The sequence below is a fragment of the Alcaligenes endophyticus genome, from assembly GCF_026344035.1.
GTDB classification, from domain to species: Bacteria; Pseudomonadota; Gammaproteobacteria; order Burkholderiales; family Burkholderiaceae_B; genus Alcaligenes; species Alcaligenes endophyticus.
In genome coordinates this window covers 132,172-150,182 of the sequence record NZ_JAPKND010000008.1, presented here as the reverse complement: position 1 = coordinate 150,182, position 18,011 = coordinate 132,172, and the positions used below count along the sequence as shown (strand labels likewise).

The 18,011-nt window shown below is 50.4% G+C and carries 10 protein-coding genes; all 10 read left to right on the top strand.

What is annotated here, in order from left to right; translation table 11 throughout:
- Positions 1–8: 8 nt before the first annotated feature.
- Positions 9–2,102 carry a cellulose biosynthesis cyclic di-GMP-binding regulatory protein BcsB gene (locus OSH01_RS13795; protein ID WP_266124697.1) on the top strand — a complete coding sequence of 698 codons (2,094 nt, stop codon included), beginning with the start codon at positions 9–11 and terminating at the stop codon, positions 2,100–2,102.
- Positions 2,103–2,116: 14 nt separating this feature from the next.
- Entirely contained in the window at positions 2,117–4,432 is a 2,316-nt protein-coding gene (gene bcsB, locus OSH01_RS13790; protein ID WP_266124696.1) for a cellulose biosynthesis cyclic di-GMP-binding regulatory protein BcsB, read from the top strand.
- 7 nt (positions 4,433–4,439) lie between these two features.
- Entirely contained in the window at positions 4,440–5,612 is a 1,173-nt protein-coding gene (bcsZ, locus tag OSH01_RS13785; protein ID WP_266124695.1) for a cellulose synthase complex periplasmic endoglucanase BcsZ, read from the top strand.
- A complete protein-coding gene (locus OSH01_RS13780) occupies positions 5,606–9,724 on the top strand; it encodes a cellulose synthase subunit BcsC-related outer membrane protein (RefSeq protein WP_266124694.1) in 4,119 nt (1,372 codons plus the stop codon). The genes bcsZ (OSH01_RS13785) and OSH01_RS13780 overlap by 7 nt, the downstream gene beginning before the upstream one ends.
- Before the next feature lie 72 nt (positions 9,725–9,796).
- On the top strand, positions 9,797–10,972 hold the full coding sequence (gene bcsZ, locus OSH01_RS13775) for a cellulose synthase complex periplasmic endoglucanase BcsZ (protein ID WP_266124693.1): 1,176 nt from the start codon (positions 9,797–9,799) through the stop codon (positions 10,970–10,972).
- Entirely contained in the window at positions 10,969–13,641 is a 2,673-nt protein-coding gene (locus tag OSH01_RS13770) for a tetratricopeptide repeat protein (protein WP_266124692.1), read from the top strand. The genes bcsZ (OSH01_RS13775) and OSH01_RS13770 overlap by 4 nt, the downstream gene beginning before the upstream one ends.
- Before the next feature lie 172 nt (positions 13,642–13,813).
- Complete coding sequence (locus tag OSH01_RS13765; protein ID WP_266124691.1) at positions 13,814–14,437, top strand: SGNH/GDSL hydrolase family protein; 624 nt, start codon at positions 13,814–13,816, stop codon at positions 14,435–14,437.
- 2 nt (positions 14,438–14,439) lie between these two features.
- The gene (locus OSH01_RS13760) at positions 14,440–15,093 is read left to right on the top strand and encodes a hypothetical protein (RefSeq protein WP_266124690.1); all 654 of its coding nucleotides are present in this window, start codon (positions 14,440–14,442) and stop codon (positions 15,091–15,093) included.
- Positions 15,094–15,261: 168 nt separating this feature from the next.
- The gene (locus OSH01_RS13755; protein WP_266124689.1) at positions 15,262–16,494 is read left to right on the top strand and encodes an MBOAT family O-acyltransferase; all 1,233 of its coding nucleotides are present in this window, start codon (positions 15,262–15,264) and stop codon (positions 16,492–16,494) included.
- Positions 16,495–16,497: 3 nt separating this feature from the next.
- Entirely contained in the window at positions 16,498–17,670 is a 1,173-nt protein-coding gene (locus OSH01_RS13750; protein ID WP_266124688.1) for an alginate O-acetyltransferase AlgX-related protein, read from the top strand.
- Positions 17,671–18,011: the final 341 nt, after the last annotated feature.

Genomic DNA, 18,011 nt, shown 5'->3' with positions numbered 1-18,011 from the left:
GTATGAACATGCTTTCATTGACACTACTAAAACGAGCACTACAGCAAGTTGCTCTGTGCCTGGTTTTCTGGGCAGGCCAAGGGCAAGCAGAGACCTACCAATTGGATTTCAGTCTGCTCGGCGCTCCAGATCAGATTACGTTACACGGTGTTGAGGATAATGAGACTGTGTGGTTCGGTGTGCCCGATAACCTACAGGTCGAGGACTTACGTCTAAACATACGTTTAGCTCACTCTGAGGCCTTATTGCCAGACCTCTCGCACCTGACGGTTTATCTGAACGATCAGTTGGTGGAAACTATTGACTTGAATAAGGATGTTTCCAGTCAGAAAGAGGAGTACAGCCTCAGCCTGCCAGTAACGCAATTAAAGCCGATGAATCAATTGCGTTTTCATCAGGTCGCGCACTACACACAGGAGTGTGAAGACCCTTTGCATGCCTCGTTGTGGACAGAATTACAGTCGGACTCTAATTTGGAAGTTAAGGCACGTGCTCGGCCCTTACCTAACGACTTAAGTCTATTACCTGTACCTTTCTTTGATCCTAAAGACGGACGTAGGCAAAGCATAGCCTTGGTTTTAGCTAAAAACAGCCAAGACAACGTGCAAGCGGCTGGGATACTGGCGTCTTGGTTTGGCGCTTTGTCTGGGTATCGTGGTGTGGATATTCAGTTGCTGAATCATTTTCCTAAAGAGGGTTCAGCTATAGCAATTGGTACCCATGCTGAACTAGCAGCGTTGGGTACGCATGCGGGAGGCAAGGGAGCAAGCTTAATGATTCAAGATGCGCCCAATGCTCCTATGGACAAGTTGTTGACAGTCAGTGGGCAGACCGGTCAGGAAGTGGTCACTGCGGCTAAGGCTTTGGCCTTAGGCGGCGATTTTTTGTCGGGGGCTGAAGCAACGGACTTAACGGTTAGCGTGCAACCGCGTCAGGCTTACGATGCGCCTAATTGGTTGCCCATAAACAGACCTGTTAAGTTTGGTGAGTTAGTCGAGCCTGAGGCGTTGATTACGCATGGCTATAAGCCTAGGCCTATCAATATGCACTTGCGTCTGCCGCCTGATTTGTATGCTTGGCGAAATGATCGTGTGCCATTGACTGTCAAGTACAGGCCTGCACGTAATGTACAAGATCCTGGTGCATTTTTATCGGTGGATATAGGCCAAGCGCAACTAAAAACGATAAAGTTCAATGAAGATTCTGCGCGAACAGAGAGTACCTTCGGTACCGATGCACTGCCCTTAGTGGAAAAAAGCATACTCGTCCCTTTAAATACCTTATCCACACGCGCGACGTTAAGCTTCAGTTTTTACTATCCCACGCCTTCCTTTAATGAATGTGAAAACTTGCTGGCCGATAATGTGGTTAGTGGTATAGATCCAGATTCGGTTTTGGATCTGAGTGGCATGATGCATCATTTGGCTATGCCGAATATGGGCGTGTTTTTTGATGCAGGCTACCCTTTTAGCCGTATGGCGGATCTATCCGAGACGGCTGTATTGCTCCAGGCTAGTGATAGTGACGTCAAAACATTCTTGCTGCTGATGGTTAGAATCGGTCAGTCCACAGGTTATCCCGCCACAGAGGTACAAGTACTGATCGATCCCAAAACGGATCAGGGTTTGGCAGACAAAGACTTATTGCTGATAGCAGGCGGAGGTAGCCTTGGCTTGTTGGAGCAATGGAAGAAATATTTGCCTGCTAAGGCTAGAGACAAAAGCGGCGGCCAGACAGTGATGAGCGGCTTTAGATCCCCTTTAAATAGCAATCGCCACGTGGTGGTGGTTATGGGCGATGACTCCGAGCAAACAGAGAAAACCTTGGCAGGCTTACTTAAGCAGGCAGATTTGGGAGCCGCCGTGCAGGGCAGTGTGGTGGCTGTGGCTGGTGATCAGGTAGATGTTTTATCGACAAAAACCACTTATTACACCGGTCACTTGGGGTGGCAGCGAGGCTTACAGTTTTTCTTGGGCCAGCGGCCATGGGTGCTCGCTTTACTTTTCATCATGGGTATTAGCCTAGCCAGTATCGTGGCTTATGTAGGTTTACGTGCCCGTGCTCGTAGCCGTCTGAGAGCCACAGGCGTGGCAGAACAATAATGAGTATGGTGGACATGAAAACTTCTATTCGTCGTGTTACTTCGTCATTGCTGACAATGGGCATGCTACTGGGAACCGTGAGCAGTGTCGCCCAGACGGCGAGCAACGTCGGTTCATCTTTTGAACTGCATAGTCAGAGCGAAGATCTGCAAGCCTCACGTCAGGCCCTGCCGTATGCGCAGCGCGCTTTACAACAGGATAAGGTCTGGAGTTTTAAAGATTTGGGCGCTCGCTTTCCGTTTAATTTACGGGGCGTAGATAGCAGTGATAGCGTGTTTTTCAATGTGCGCGCCGATGAGGTGGCCAGCGGGGGCGCTGTGACCTTACATTACAGCTACTCTCCCTCTTTATTGGATGATTATTCGCATATTAATGTGCTGGTCAATGACGAGGTGGTATATACCATACCTGTGACCGAACAGGGAGCTGGGCGTCCCTTGACCCAAGAAGTCAGCATACCTGCCCGCCTCTTGGCTGCTCATAACCAATTGCGTGTGCAACTGATAGGGCACTACACCCTAGAGTGTGAGGATCCCTTACATTCCAGCCTCTGGGCTAACGTCAGTAATCAAAGTACGCTGAGCCTCGACTTACAGAAAGTTGCTCTGGTCAACGACCTATCTATACTACCAGTTCCTTTTTTTGATCCCAGAGACCCAAACCGCTTAGATGTGCCTTTTGTATTTCTGGGTGAGCCCACCTCGGGTACTTACGAGGCTAGCGGTATTGTGGCCTCGTGGTTGGGCGCCTTGGCGGATTATCGTGGCGCTCGTTTTACCGCTTTGAAGAATCGCTTGCCCGAAAAAGGGCATGGCATAGTCTTTACATCGCCGGAACAGGTGGGCTCCTTTATTCCTGAAGTGCGGACTACGAGCCTTCCTTCTATCAGCATGGTTAGCAATCCCAATGACAGCAAAGGCAAGTTGTTGGTGATAAGCGGCGGCAACGCGGAGCAGTTGCGCAGCGCAGCACAAGCGCTTGTATTGGGTGGATCGATATTAACAGGGCCACAGGCAGAAATTTATGAGCCTCCTCAGATACAAGCACGACGTCCCTATGATGCTCCGCGCTGGCTGAGCACAGAGCGTCCGGTTCAATTTGGTGAGTTGATCACGCCTGAGCGCTTGGCTGTATCTGGTTACGATTCACCTATCATACGCATGGGGCTACGATTGCCTCCAGATTTGTTCACTTGGCGTCAGTCGCCCGTTGATGTACATCTTAAGTACCGGTATACCGTGCAGCCTGGGGCTGTGAACTCGTCTTTGATATTAGGCGTAGATAATCAGTATTTGAAGTCCTTACCGTTACTGGGTTTGACTCAGCTAGAGGGCCGAGATGCGAGTTTGGCAGCTATGGCGCCGGGTGAAATGTTACCCATGCAGGAGCATGTGCGTGTGCCTTTGTACCAGCTCTTGAATCGCTCTGAGCTGACTTATCGTTATATGTACGATTATATAAAGGAAGGGTTTTGTAAGGATGCCTTGCTGGATAATGTGCGCGGGCAGATAGATCCTGACAGTACGATAGATATCAGTGGCCGTAATCATTATTTGGAAATGCCGGATTTAGCCGCGTTTAGTGAGATGGGTTTCCCCTTTACCCGGATTGCTGACTTGTCCGAGACAGCGGTGGTGCTGGCCAGCTCACCGGATGAGCAGGAGTTGAGCACCTTTCTGGTCACCATGGGTCGAATGGGCGAGTCAACGGGACTACCCGCTACAGGTGTGCGGGTAGTAGATGCTAAGGCCAGCCTAGACCTAGATAAAGACTTGTTGATTATTTCTCCTGCCAGCAAGTTGCCTGCTAACTGGCAGCAATACCTGCCAGAATATACAGCGCAGCATAATCGCCAGTTTGGGACGTCTGATCTGGTGTACCGCACCAGTAATTGGGTCAGTCCCAACCCAGCTGACAGAATTCGTGATCAGCAAAGCGAGGTCGCCTATCGTAGTGACGGTCGCAGTGGACTGATAACGGGTTTTGAGTCGCCATTCAACTCCGGGCGCAGCGTCGTGGTACTAACGGGTACGGACTCCGAGGCCTTAGTTGATATCGGTGATGCATTGTTAAAGGCTCGCGCGGGGGAGCGCATCGAAGGCAGCGCTGTAGTAATACGTGGCGATAAGGTGCGCTCTTTGCTGGCTGAGAAAACCTATGCGGTAGGGAGTCTGGATATATGGACTCGTATACAGTGGACGCTTTATCAGTGGTGGCAGTATGCAGGCCAGTGGCGAACGCTATGGATACCTGGCCTGTTAGGGGTTATAGCGGTGGGCTTCATCCTAAGCCAATTGCTGGGCCGACGTCGTAAACAGGGAAAAACTTGAGGTAGTCATGTTACCAAGACTATTGATATGTGCTGCACTTAGCTTCTCTTTCATTGGAGGGGCTAAGGCCGCGACATGCGAACCTATAGATTGGCCTTTGTGGGATAGTTTCAAACAACATTTTCTGCAAGATAGCGGCCGAGTTTTGGATGCGAGCGTAGAGACGCAGTACACCACATCCGAGGGGCAGTCCTATGGCATGTTCTTTGCTTTATTGGCCAACGATCGCAAAGCCTTTGAACAGATGTGGACGTGGAGCGTAGATAACCTTGCCAGCGGCGATATGTCAAAAAACCTGCCTGCATGGTCGTGGGGCAAGACTAAAGACAATGAATGGAAAGTGCTGGATGCCAATACTGCATCGGATGCGAATGTGTGGTTTGCCTATGCTTTGCTGGAGGCTGGCCGCTTATGGGGGCAATCCGAGTATGAGCAGGCAGCACAACAGTTGTTGGCTTTGATCCAGGAGCAGGAGTTTGCTGATCTACCTGAGTTCGGTCCCATGTTGTTGCCGGGTAAAAATGGGTTTGTACGCACGGATGAGAAGAACTGGTTGCTGAATTTGAGCTACCTTCCTATCCCTGTTTTACGGTATTTGTCCGGAGCATCTGAAAACTCAGAATGGCAGGCTCTGGTAGATAACACGCTAAGGTTTATGCAGCAGGCTACACCTAAGGGATTGGCAGCAGACTGGAATGTTTATCAGCAGCAAAACGACAAGTACGTGTTCACGGTAGACGAACAAAAAGGAGCAGAGGGCAGCTACGATGCCATACGTACGTATTTATGGGCGGGCATGACAGATCCGGCAGATCCCTTGGCCAAGCCAGTCTTACAGGCTTTATCAGGCATGGCCGAGCTCATGCAGGCCGAGCAGCGTGTCGTACCGCCTGAAAAGGTAGATACATTGACGGGGCAGTCCATAGGGGAAGGCCCTTTTGGTTTTTCTGCTGCTTTATTGCCATATTTTATATCCTTGAATGATATGGATCAGGCGCAATGGCAGCGTGAACGTGTACAAGTAGAGTTACGGGCAGCTTTTCAGCCTGTGCGCACTAAAGTGCAACAGCCTCCTTATTATGATGTGGTGTTAAGCCTGTTTGGGCAGGGTTGGGCTGATGGGTATTATCGTTTCGAAAAGACGGGTAGTTTACGCCCCAAATGGGAAAAGACATGTTAGCTAAAAATAAAAAAATTGCGGGTTTGTTATTGGCTATATTGTTTCCATTTGGAGTACAGGCGCAAAATAGCAATATTTCCGTTTTACAGGAGCAGGGTGAGCATTGGCATGCACGGGGAGATTATGCGCGGGCGGCGGAAATCTGGGAAAAACTGCTGCAGATAGACCCCAACAATCAGCAGGCCTTGTTCAGTTTGGGACAAGCAGCGATACGCCAACAGCAACGGGCGAGTGCTAACAGTTATTTAGAGCGTTTGAAGCGGGTGGCGCCGAACAGCAAGCAAATAGGTGTCTTGGAACAAGAGCTACGGCTGAGTTCACCTGAAAGTAAGTCAGCCCTTGAGCGGGCACGGCAGGCGGCTAAAGAAGGAGATGTGCAAGCTGCCGTGCCTTTGTATCAGCAAGCTTTGGGCGGACAGGCCCCAGATGGCGAGCTGGCTGCAGAGTACTATTCGGCGTTGGCTTATGCTGACGAGCAAGGCCTGGAGGAAGCGATTGGCGGCCTGACACGTCTAAGCGAAAACAGGCCTCAAGATGCTCAGGTACAACTGCGACTGGCTCGGCAACTGGTGCGTAAAGAGGGAACACGGGCTCAGGGTGTAAAGAAGTTGGAGCAGCTCAGCAAGGTACCAGAGGTCAGTCAAGAGGCTAAGGAGAGCTGGCGTGAGGCTTTAGGCTGGATGGGGGAGTTACCTAAATTAGAGAATCGGCCTTTTTTTGAAGCCTATTTGAAAGCGTATCCTGACGATGAGAAAATTCGGGCACAGTACGACTCTCAGACACAGTATTTGCAAAGCCAACGTCAGGCTGCCAGCGCTGCGCAGCGAGCAACCGCTGCCGCTGATCCTTACGTGGATGCCATGCGTAGGGCAGGGGAGCTGTTGGACAGGGGCGACTTGGCCTTGGCCGAATCGCAACTGCAGGCTATTTTGGCTCAACGTCCTAATCATATAGATGCCATCGGCACCTTAGGTATTGTGCGTTTGCGGCAGAATCGTATCCCTGAGGCCGTGAGTTTGTTGAGTCAGGCTTATAAAGCTCAGCCCAATAATTGGCGCAATGCGTATTCCACAGCGCAATACTGGCACTTGATAGATCAGGGTAGTCGGGCCTTGGCAGCCAATGACTATAAGCAGGCAGAAGCGTTGTTTAACAAAGCCAAGCCTTTACAAAGCAAAGAGGTAGGAGCCAATTTGGGGCTAGCTCGCGTCGCCATGCAGCAGCGAGAATATAGCAAGGCCGAGGGGTTATATCAGGCTGCCTTGCGACTGCAGCCTGAAAATGCGGAAGCTCTGCTGGGGCTGGTGCAAGCATATGCCCAAGGCGGGAAGGTCGAAACTGCTACGCGTTTCGTAGACTCTCTATCGGCCAAACAGTTAACTGCTGCTGGTGGAAAGTCTAGATTACAAGGCATGTACGCGGCTGGGCTGGCTCAGGCACAACGGAAAAGTGGTGACTTAGCTTCGGCCCGCTCCACATTGGAGCAGGCTCTGGCGGCCGATCCTAATAGCGCCTGGGTAAGGCTGGAGCTGGCCGAGCTTTACAACCAGTCGGGGTATCAGAAAGAAGCTCAAGGACTACTTGACGGCTTATTGCTAACTGATCCGTATAATGCTGATGCTTTGTATACGTCAGCCATTTTTGCGGTGCAGAAAAATGACTGGCAAGGGGCTTTATTAAGTTTGGGCAAAATTCCGCCCAGTTTGTTGACGGCCGACATGCGGGCTTTGCAGCAGGACGCTTCCACACACGTAAAAATTAACTATGCCAAGACTCTGGCGCAGCAGGGTAGGCAGGTAGAAGCAAGTGCTTTGCTGGATGAGTTGGCCCCCCAAGTCGCCAGAGAGCCTGCTTTAGCGGCTCAGGTAGCAAGCGCTTATGCCGAAACAGGAGACAGCACTCGTGCCATGGCTATGATGCGCAGAGAGCTGAGTCGCAGCACTACGCCGAATCCCGATGTGTTGTTGCAATATGCTGGCCTACTGTTTCGTACTAATCAAGACGTCGAGGCTATGAGTGTGCTGCGCACACTGGAGTCTAGGCAGTTGAGTTCGCAGCAGGCCAAGACATTACGGGATCTGAACAATACGCAGGCAATTAAACAGGCTGAGTCCTTACGTGAGCAAGGGGATCTGGTGGCCGCTTATGATGCTTTGGTGCCAGTATTAAATAATAGCCCTAATGACCCTCAAGCTTTGGCGGCGTTAGCGCGTATGTATGCCTCCGCAAATCAGCCACGGCAGGCGTTGGACATTTATCAGGGCTTATTGCATGAAAATACCAATGACCCAGATTTGTATATAGGGGCTGCGCTAGTGGCAAATCAAATGCGTGATTTTCGTTACGCAGATCAGGCCGTTCAAAGTGCTTTGTCTCTAGCGCCAGACAATATTAATACCTTAACCACTGCAGCGGGTATTTATCGAGTACAAGGCAAGGTGTCTAAGGCGCAAAAGTTGTTACAGCATGCGGTAACCCTACAAGAGTCAGATATACGTAGCTATTCGGCTAATGGGCAGTTCGCAGACGTGGGCAGACCTGATGCAGCCGTTGGCAGAAGTAGTAACCCGTTCGTAGGCTTGCCAGGACAACGTAGCAACAGTACTGCAGTGCAGGCTTTTGCTGCCCAGCCATCTACGGCGATGGCGTCGGCAAATAGGCAGCATGCAGGCTGGGATCCTACACCTGCAGTTCAGCCCATCTCAACGGCGGCGACGGGGAACTATCGTGCTGCTCCGGGAGGTTTGCCTGGTCGAGCCGATCAAGCATCCTTAAATCAAGCCTATGCAGGCAATCCCTATGAGCGTGCCCCTTTATCAGCTAGCTCTGCCTCGGCGCGCGCGTTGACTCCACTAGAGCAGGAGCTGGCACTATTACAACAAGACCGAACGCCCGAACTGAAAGCCGGCGCCATTTATCGTTCCCGCACTGGCAGTAGCGGCACTAGCCGTCTGGATGAGATGCAGTCTCCCATAGAGGCGAGCATGCCTTTTGGTGATGGTAAAGCGTTTGCTCGAATCACCCCTACCTTTGTAGATTCCGGCAAGTTCAGTACAGGTAGGTTGGTAGAAGAGATGCACGGTATACGTAATATCGTTGGGCCTCAGTATGAGTTTGGTAATGCTGCCAATGACAGGCGCATTAGTGACCGCATGCCAACCAGTCAAACGGGTGTCGGTTTAGCTGTTGGCTATGAGTTACAGGGTGTGAAGATTGATTTGGGGGTGACGCCTTTGGGGTTTAAAACCCAGTCGTTTACGGGCGGCGTAGCTTATAGTGGGGCCATATCAGACGATGGTTCGGTGAAGGCAGGTATTAATGTGTCGTCGCGACCAGTCACAGACAGTGTGATGTCTTTTGCAGGCGTAGAGAATCCGGTCACTGGCGAAGTGACGGGCGGCGTCATGGCCAGCGGCGTTCGCGTCGATATTAGTAAAGATTTAGGTGATGCAGGTTTATATGCGTCGACCTCTTGGCACACACTCAGAGGTAAAAATGTAGAGTCTAACCGGCGTTTGGAAACGAATGTAGGAGTGTATTCACATTTTATTAATGAAGACGACCATTTGCTTACTGCTGGGCTTAATTTGAACTACACCAGCTATGCCAAAAATCTACGACATTTCACGCCTGGACACGGGGGTTATTTCAGCCCGCAAAACTCGTTCTCCTTTGGTGTACCATTTAATTGGTCTAAAAAAGAAGGCAATCTGACCGTGAAGCTGTCCGGCTCGGTCGCGATAGAGCACTTTAAGGAAAAGGCTGCCGATGCTTTTCCGGGCTATTCCGAGGCAGAGGCGCAGCAACTATATCGTACGATTCTCGGCGATAGCGCTATGACCATGCTTGGCTATATACCGAACGCGGGTGCTTACCCCGGACAAAGCAAAACAGGCTTATCTTATAATTTGAATTTAGCCGCCGAATATGACGTAATGCCAGGCATGTTACTGGGCGGCCATATAGGCATGGATAAATCGGGCGATTACCGGCAGGTAATTGGTGGTGTTTATATGAAATACTACTTTGATCAGCAACAACGGACCAACACCAGCTTACCCTTAGCACCTTATTTGTCTCCTTATACTGAAACGTATGGAGCTGCTTATTAATTAAGTATCACACCCAGTCTAGGTACAGCGCAGGGCACTATTTAAGTTAGCGAGTAAATTATAGAGGTAGTGATGAGTCTGAAAAGCTGGCTACTATGTTTCTTATTGAGTCTGTTTTTGAACCCTGTGGCCAGAGCCCAGGTATGTGCCGGTGTGGACTGGCCCCTTTGGCAGGGGTTTAAGAAGCACTATCTGCAGGACAGCGGACGCGTTTTAGACGGCAGTACAGATTTACAGCATAGCTCATCAGAAGGGCAGTCGTACGGCATGTTTTTTGCCTTAGTAGCGAATGATAGGCCTGCTTTCGAGAGCATGTGGCGTTGGAGCGTAGACAACCTAGCTGGTGGCGATATGTCGCAGCGTTTACCCGCTTGGATATGGGGGCTTAGCGATAAAGCTAAATGGGAGGTGCTGGATGCGAACTCGGCTTCCGATGCGGATGTCTGGTTTGCCTATACCTTGCTGGAAGCGGGGCGTTTGTGGGATGAGCCCAAATATGAACAAGCGGGCCAAGCGTTGCTGGCACTGATCCAAGAGCAGGAAGTGGTGGAATTACCTGAACTGGGTGCTATGCTATTGCCTGGTAAAGATAGTTTTGTGAAGTCCGAAACAAGTTGGCAACTGAATCTGAGCTATTTGCCGGTACCTGTGTTGCGCCGCCTATCCAAGGCAACGCCAGCGCCGGCTTGGAAGTCTCTGGCGGAAAACAGCGTGCGTTTCATGCAGCAGGCTGCACCTAAAGGTTTGGCAGCAGATTGGAATTATTATCAGCAGCAGGATGGACGTTACTTATTTACCGTGGATCAGCAAAAAGGTCCTGTGGGTAGCTATGATGCGATACGTACCTACCTGTGGGCGGGGATGACGGACCACGCTGATCCATTGGCCCAGCCGGCCCTACAGGCCTTGTCAGGAATGGCAAAGTTAATGCAAAGCGAATATCGTGTCATTCCCCCAGAGCAGGTAAACACACAAACTGGGGCTGCCCAAGGCGAAGGCCCTTTTGGCTTTTCTGCTGCTTTGTTGCCTTATTTCATCGCCTTAAATATGAGCGATCAGGCTGCTTGGCAGCGTGAACGCGTGCAGGTTGAGTGGCGGGCTGCCATGCAGCCTACGCGTACCATTGAACGTCAACCACCTTATTACGATGTCATGCTAAGCCTGTTTGGTTTGGGGTGGGCAGAGGGCTATTATCGTTTCGCACCAGATGGTCAATTACGACTCAAGTGGCAAAGTACGTGCGAATGAACAAGCAACTATTAAGGGCCTTGTGGCTGGCGCTTATTTTTACCACTGTAGCGTACGCGCAAAACTCAGGCGTTTCCGTATTACAGGAGCAAGGTAAATACTGGCAAGAGCGCGGCGATTATCAGCGCGCCGGTGAAGCTTGGGATAAGTTGCTACAAATAGAGCCTGATCATCAAGAGGCGTTATATTCTTTGGCTCAGGCAGCCATACAGCAACAGCGAAGGGCAGCGGCACAATCCTATCTGGATCATTTAAAACGCCTAGCACCTAATAGTCAGAGAGTGGCGCTTTTGGAGCAGGCCATGCTGTTAAGTCAGCCAGCCAATAAAGCGGCCTTGGAGCAGGCGCGGCGTAACGCTGCTGAAGGGGATATAGACGTAGCCTTACCCTTATACCGCGAAGCTTTGGATGGACATACTCCTGAAGGTGAAGTGGGTATGGAGTATTACTCTTATTTGGGCTACCAGGATCAGGCAGGCATGGAGGAGGCGATTCAGGGATTGAGACGCTTGAGTGCAGCCTCTCCCGATGACCCTCGTATTGCCTTGCGTTTAGCTCGACATTTGGCGCGCCAGTCTAGTACTCGAACTGAGGGTATAAAAATGTTGGAGCAATTGTCGGCTAGGGCGGATATAGGGAGTGACGCAGGGGAAAGTTGGCGAGATTCGTTGAGTTGGCTAGGTTCTCCACCTGATCTGAAATATCGCCCTTTGTTCGAGTCCTATCTGAGTCGCCATCCCGATGATGAAGAGATCAAGGCGCAATATGCTGCGCAGACTGAGTTGATACAGCAGCGCCAGAAGGCGGCGGCTGCACAAAGGCTGGCTGCTCAGCGTGCTGCAGCCCCCAGTCCTGCGGTGGTTGATCCTTATGCAGATGCGATGCGTGAGATAAATGATTTGATGGATAAGGAAGAGCTGACGCAGGCTGAAGCCAAGCTACAAACCATATTGCAAAAACAGCCTAGTTATATAGCGGCCAAGGGGACTTTGGGTGTTATACGTATGCGGGAAGGGCGTTTACAAGAAGCCTTGAGTCTGCTTGGGCAGGCGTACAAGGCTCAACCGAGCAACTGGCGTGCAGCGTATGCCTCTGCCCAGTATTGGAATCTAATTGGTCAGGCCAATCGAGCATTGGCCAATGGCGAGACTAAGCAGGCTGAGGCTCTTTTTCAGCAAGCTCAGCCCTTACAGCCGCAAGAAGTGGCGGCTAAGCTGGGTCTTGCCAGCGCAGCTCTGCGTCAACAGGACTACACGCTTGCTGAGCAGCGTTATCGGGCTGTATTAGCACAAAAGCCTGAAAGCTCAGATGCTTTGCTAGGGCTAGTGCAGGTATATAAATATGCAGGTCGTGCCGAACAGGCCGATGCTTATGTCAACACATTAAGTCCTGAGCAGTTGGCCGCGGTAGGGGGCAAGAGCAACTTACAAAGCCTGTATGTCGCCGACCTAGCGATAGAGCAGCGTAAGCGGGGCGATCTGGCTTTGGCTGCCCGTACTTTGGAGCAGGCTCTGCTACTTGAGCCCGACAGTTCTTGGCTAGGCATAGAGTTGGCTCAGGTTCGTCATTTGGCGGGTGAGGACGCTAAAGCAGAAGAGATTTTGCAAGCCATCTTGCAGCGTGAGCCGCTCAATGCAGACGCTTTATATATGCAAGCCACTTTTGCGAGGCAGCGAAATGATTGGCCAAGCGTGTCTACTTACCTAAGTAGAATTCCAACCGATTTATTGACTTACGATATGCGCGCTTTCCAGTCCGAGGCGCAGATGAGGTTACAGATTGATCATGCTAAAACGCTTGCTTTGCAAGGTAAGCAAGAAGAAAGCGCTTTGTTGCTAGAGGCGCTGGCAAAGCAAGTCGAGGACGTGCCCGTGCTGGCAGCTCTGGTGGCTACCGCGTACGCACAAGTAGGTGATCCCGCCTATTCGGTTACGCTATTGCGTAAAGAGCTGGGACGTAGCAACAGCCCAGACGTAGACATGAAGCTTGCTTATGTGGATGTGTTACTGCGGACTCATCAGGACGTGGAGGCTGCCAGTATATTGCGTAGTATCGATAGCAGCACACTTGAAGCACCGCAGTTGCAGAGTTGGCAGGCGCTCAGCAGACGGCAGACTGTCCGGCAAGCTGAAGCACTGGGTGAGCGCGGTGAACTTGCCGCTGCTTATGATGTTCTGGCTCCGGTATTAAGAGACACGCCAAATGATGTAGAGGCTTTGCTAGCTTTAGCTGGTATGTATACGGTCGCCAATGAGCTCGACAAGGCTAGCGCAATTTATAAAAAACTACTGCAACAACATAGTGATCAGCCGCAGATTTATTTGCGGGCGGCTGTCGTAGCCAATCAACAGCGAGACTTTCAGTACGCTCATCAGGCGGTACGGAAAGCAGTGGCATTGGCCCCAACTGATGTCGCGGTCTTAAATGCCGCAGCACAGATTTATCAAGATCAGAATAAACCGCAACAGGCACAGGAACTTTTAGATAAGGTGTCGGCTTTACGAAAGCCCCCTGACATACCACAACCTAAACAGCCCGTTACGGATCCCTTGCTGCCTGCGCTTAATCCCTTTGTCGGTAGGGTAATAAATCGGGGCAATGATCCTGAGTTACAGACGAGCTCTTCTACACAAACCGATGTTTTAAGGCGCACGGACAGAAGGTTTTAGTTGGTCCGTAGCGTGACGTTAAATAGCCTGAGCGAGGTGGGCTTGGCCCGCTCATGCAAAGGCATAAGAATTTTTTGTTTTGGCAGCGTGGGCATCGCTGCCGCGTGTTAATCCAGTCAGATTATTAAACCGTTCAGAGCGAAATATTATGCTAGCTACCGTATTAACTGGGATGACTATATTAATGATAGGAGATAGTCATCTAACTAATCGCAACTATTTGATTGATACTTTGCACACGGCTCTGCAGGAAAAGGGGGCGCATGTGCATACTTTTGGGGTATGTGGTACCAATGCGGGTGATTGGCTGAAAGCCACACCAGGCAAGTGTGGTGCGGCCGAACGTATTGAGGGAAATCGCCTTAGTATTTTGGCCAATGACACGGCGACTAAGCCTATTACGAGTTTAATCTCACAGATTAAACCGGATGTCGTGATTGTGGTGATGGGGGATGCTATGGCAGGGTACGACAAAAACGTATTCCCTAAAGCTTGGGCATGGAAAGACGTGACAACGCTGACTAAAGAAATTGCCAGTACCAATACCCAATGTGTGTGGGTTGGCCCAGCCTGGGGCACAGAAGGTGGGCGTTACCAAAAAACCTTTAAGCGCGTCCAGGAAGTCTCAGATTTTCTGCAAGATAATGTGGCACCTTGTCAGTACATTGATTCTTTGCGTCTTTCCAAACCTGGCGAGTGGGCTACGACGGATGGACAGCACTTTACCGCCAGTGGTTACGCAAAATGGGGGGCAGCGATTGCCCAGCAACTGACGATAGATTTAGAAAAGAAATAATCATGCGTATTTATGCTTTATTTTTATTGGGGTGGGCAGGCATGTTCTCAACTGCTCTGGCAGCTCCTGCGCTTTATAGCACCGGTCCAGGAGAAGCCAGCGCCTATATACGTTTTGTAAACTTGACCTCCCAACCAGTAAGCTTAGGAGCGGCAGAGCAAGTATTAGAGGGGATGCAGGCCTCAGACTTTCAAACAGTCACGTCGGGGAAGGCTTTGGGTGGTGTGATACGGTCGGGTGAGCAATCATTGCTGCTGCAAGACAGTTTGCCTGAAGGTGCTTTTTTAACGGTCGCTATCGTAGAGAGTCAGGGTTCACTGAGCATGAGCCGGTTTCTGGATGAGGTAAGCGATTTCAGCGCTAAGCGTAGTTCTGTTAGCCTTTATCATGCCGCGCCTGATTGTGGGTTGGCAGACGTAAAAGTTCAGGGCCGCGATTTGCGTTTGGTACAGGGCGTAGCCTATGGGCAGGTGGTGCGTAGGCAATTTAATCCAGCAGAGCTGAACTTGGAGGTGGTGTGTGCTGAGCAGACATCGCCTATACCTGTACCGTCTCAGGGCATGTTAGAACCCGGAGAACGTTATAGCATTCTGCTGTATCAGAACGCTGAGGGTGAGCGTTCGGTACAGTGGATCAAGGACACCATGCAGAAATAAGCACAGATCATGGTTTTTACCTCTGCGGAATTTCTATTCTTATTTTTTCCGCTTTTCTTGCTCTGCTATCTAATCGTGCCGCGTTCCTGGCGGAATGGGGTCCTATTAGTATTTAGCTACATTTTTTATGCTTGGTGGAGCCCCGCCTTCACTTTACTGTTGTTGGCCTTGACTCTGCTAACTTGGGTGGGGGGACTTCATCTGCACGGGCCCTATCGAGGCTGGACACTTAGCTTATTGATAGGTGCTAATACCAGCGTACTGTTTTGGTATAAGTACGCTAATTTGGGCTTTCAGTTTTATGCCAGCTATTTATCATGGCGAGGTCATTTGCCTCCGACATGGGAGCGTGTAGGGCTGCCCATAGGTTTATCTTTTATTGTCTTGCAGGCAATTTCCTATTTGATTGATGTATACCGAGGGCAGCAGCAGGCCGAGCGTAATGGATGGCTGTTTGCGACTTACATTGCCATGTTTGGTCAGCTCATTGCAGGGCCTATATTACGCTACGAATGGGTGCAGTCTGCTTTGTTGACTCGCACTCTCAGTGTTCAGGGTATGCGCCTAGGAGCAAGGCGTTTTATGTTGGGCTTTAGTATGAAGGTATTAATTGCCGACACCCTGTCCCCCTTGGTAGATGCTCTTTTTGCTGTCACACAACCTGGGTTTTTTGATGCTTGGCTGGCTTGCTTAGCATACTCCGTACAGTTACTGTTTGATTTCGCAGGATATAGCGCGATGGCCATCGGTATAGGTTTGATGCTGGGCTTTAGCTTTCCCGAAAATTTTCGACAGCCGTATAGCTCACGATCGATTCAAGAGTTTTGGCGCCGTTGGCATATCTCTCTTTCTACTTGGATACGTGATTATTTATATATACCTCTAGGGGGGAGTCGTGTAGCCCCTTGGCGGGGTTATGCCAATCTAATTATAGTCATGGCCATAGGCGGGCTATGGCATGGTAGTGATAGCCTGAACTTCTTACTATGGGGACTGGCTCATGGTGTGGCTCAGGCCGTCGCGAAATTCTGGAGCAGGATGGGCTTAAGCATGCCTGCTACACTGGGCCATTTTTGTACCTTACTGTTTGTGTTCTTGGCTTGGGTGGTGTTTCGTAGCCCTGATTGGTCTACCGCATGGACTTTATACCGCGCACAATTAGGTTTGTCGGGCTGGCAACTGAGTGATACCACATTGACAGTACTGCGGTACTGGCATTGCCTAGCGCTGTCCCTAGGTTTGATGTTAGCGTTACTGCCTGAATCTGTGGTCAGTGACATCAAGCAACCGGGTACGTTGAAGCGCATATGGTTTTATGGTGGCCCGGTACTCTTGTTTCTGCTCTCGATGGGTTTTGTGCTTAGTCGCCAGAGCGTCCCTTTTCTTTACTTCCAATTTTAACTGATGCAGCAGCCTGATCGCTCTCTCGTTACGTTAAAGCAGCTTGGCAGCATTCCTTGGGATTTGCTGGTCTTTATCTGTACGCTGCTTGTTGGGTTGGGCATATTGGGGGGCGCCTTGTGGCAAGGGCACTTTGCGCCTTGGTGGAATAAGGGTACCCCGAACAGCTTACTAACGGGCCAGTGGACGGCCGAATTCAGTGAGTCAGTTAACGATGCCCCCGGTCTTGAGGTTTGGGCTAGGCTGCATCGCGAAGGGGCTTATTTATTGATGGGAAGTTACGGTCCGAATGTGCGGGCCGGCTGTGAGGACTGGTTGTTCCTACAGGAAGAGATACAGGCGGTTAGCGGCGAGCCACAGGAAAACATCATTCAGCGGCTACGAGCCGTAAAGCAGATACATACAACATTGCGAAAGAATAATGTACAGCTATACATAGTGATGGTTCCTGATAAAAGCCGTGTAGAAAAGGGACAGTTATGCGACTTACCTAGACCACGCTCTTATGAGTCCCGGCTGGAGCAGTGGAACCGTGCCCTGAGCAGTGAGGCAGTGGCCGTGATTGACACTACGGCGTCTTTAGTGGCTGCAAGCAAGGTGGCTCCAGCTTACTGGCGACTGGACACGCATTGGAATCAGCACGGTGCTAGGCATGCGGCGAATGCTGTCAGCGATTACTTGCAAGCCCACCAGGCGATACCCAACGCAACATTACAGACTACGATACAAGTTGGTGCTAGTCAGCCGCGTAAGGGGGACTTAATCCGACTTGCTGATCTGGAGCACTTGCCTGAGCAATGGCTGCCGCCAGCAGATACCGAGCAGATCTTGAATTTTCAATTTACAGCTCTGCAAGAAAATGGACTTTCTGATGAGGACCTAGAGAGCCAATTATTCGATGAGCCTCAACACGCTGACGTGGTTCTGGTCGGAACGTCTTTTTCGCGTACAGCCGATTTTGGTCGATTTTTATCTACTGCTTTAAAAACGAACGTGATTAATCTGGCTGAAGATGGGGCGGGTATGCTAGGGCCTATGAAGGCCTTTATGCAACAGTCTCAGGAGCAAGGGGAGTGGCCTGTACAATTGCTATGGGAAATACCTGAGCGTTATATACAGACTCCTATAGCTGAGTCAGAGCAATCTTGGCTGGAAACGCTACTTACTTTGCCTTGATTTGACCTTGGTTGTGTTGCCTATCGTAGTGATAGACTAAGGTTAGTGGGTTGAGTGATACACTCCAGCTGAAATCTCACTGGGAATAAACACTTAGGTTAAAAAATCTTGCTTAATCAATGTACATAGCATAGAATCTAATACTTACTTTACTGTAGGGTTTAATGTTTCTAGTTATGGGGCTGATAAGCCAGTAAATTAGTGCATAAAAACTTGCGGTAATCAAAAGTAAATAAACGTTTTGTCTCTCGCAAGATTTCAACCTAGGGTTCGGCTTGCCGGACCAGATTCGAGATCGGGGTTACGGTATCGAACTGGCTGGATCCGAATCTGACGGGACC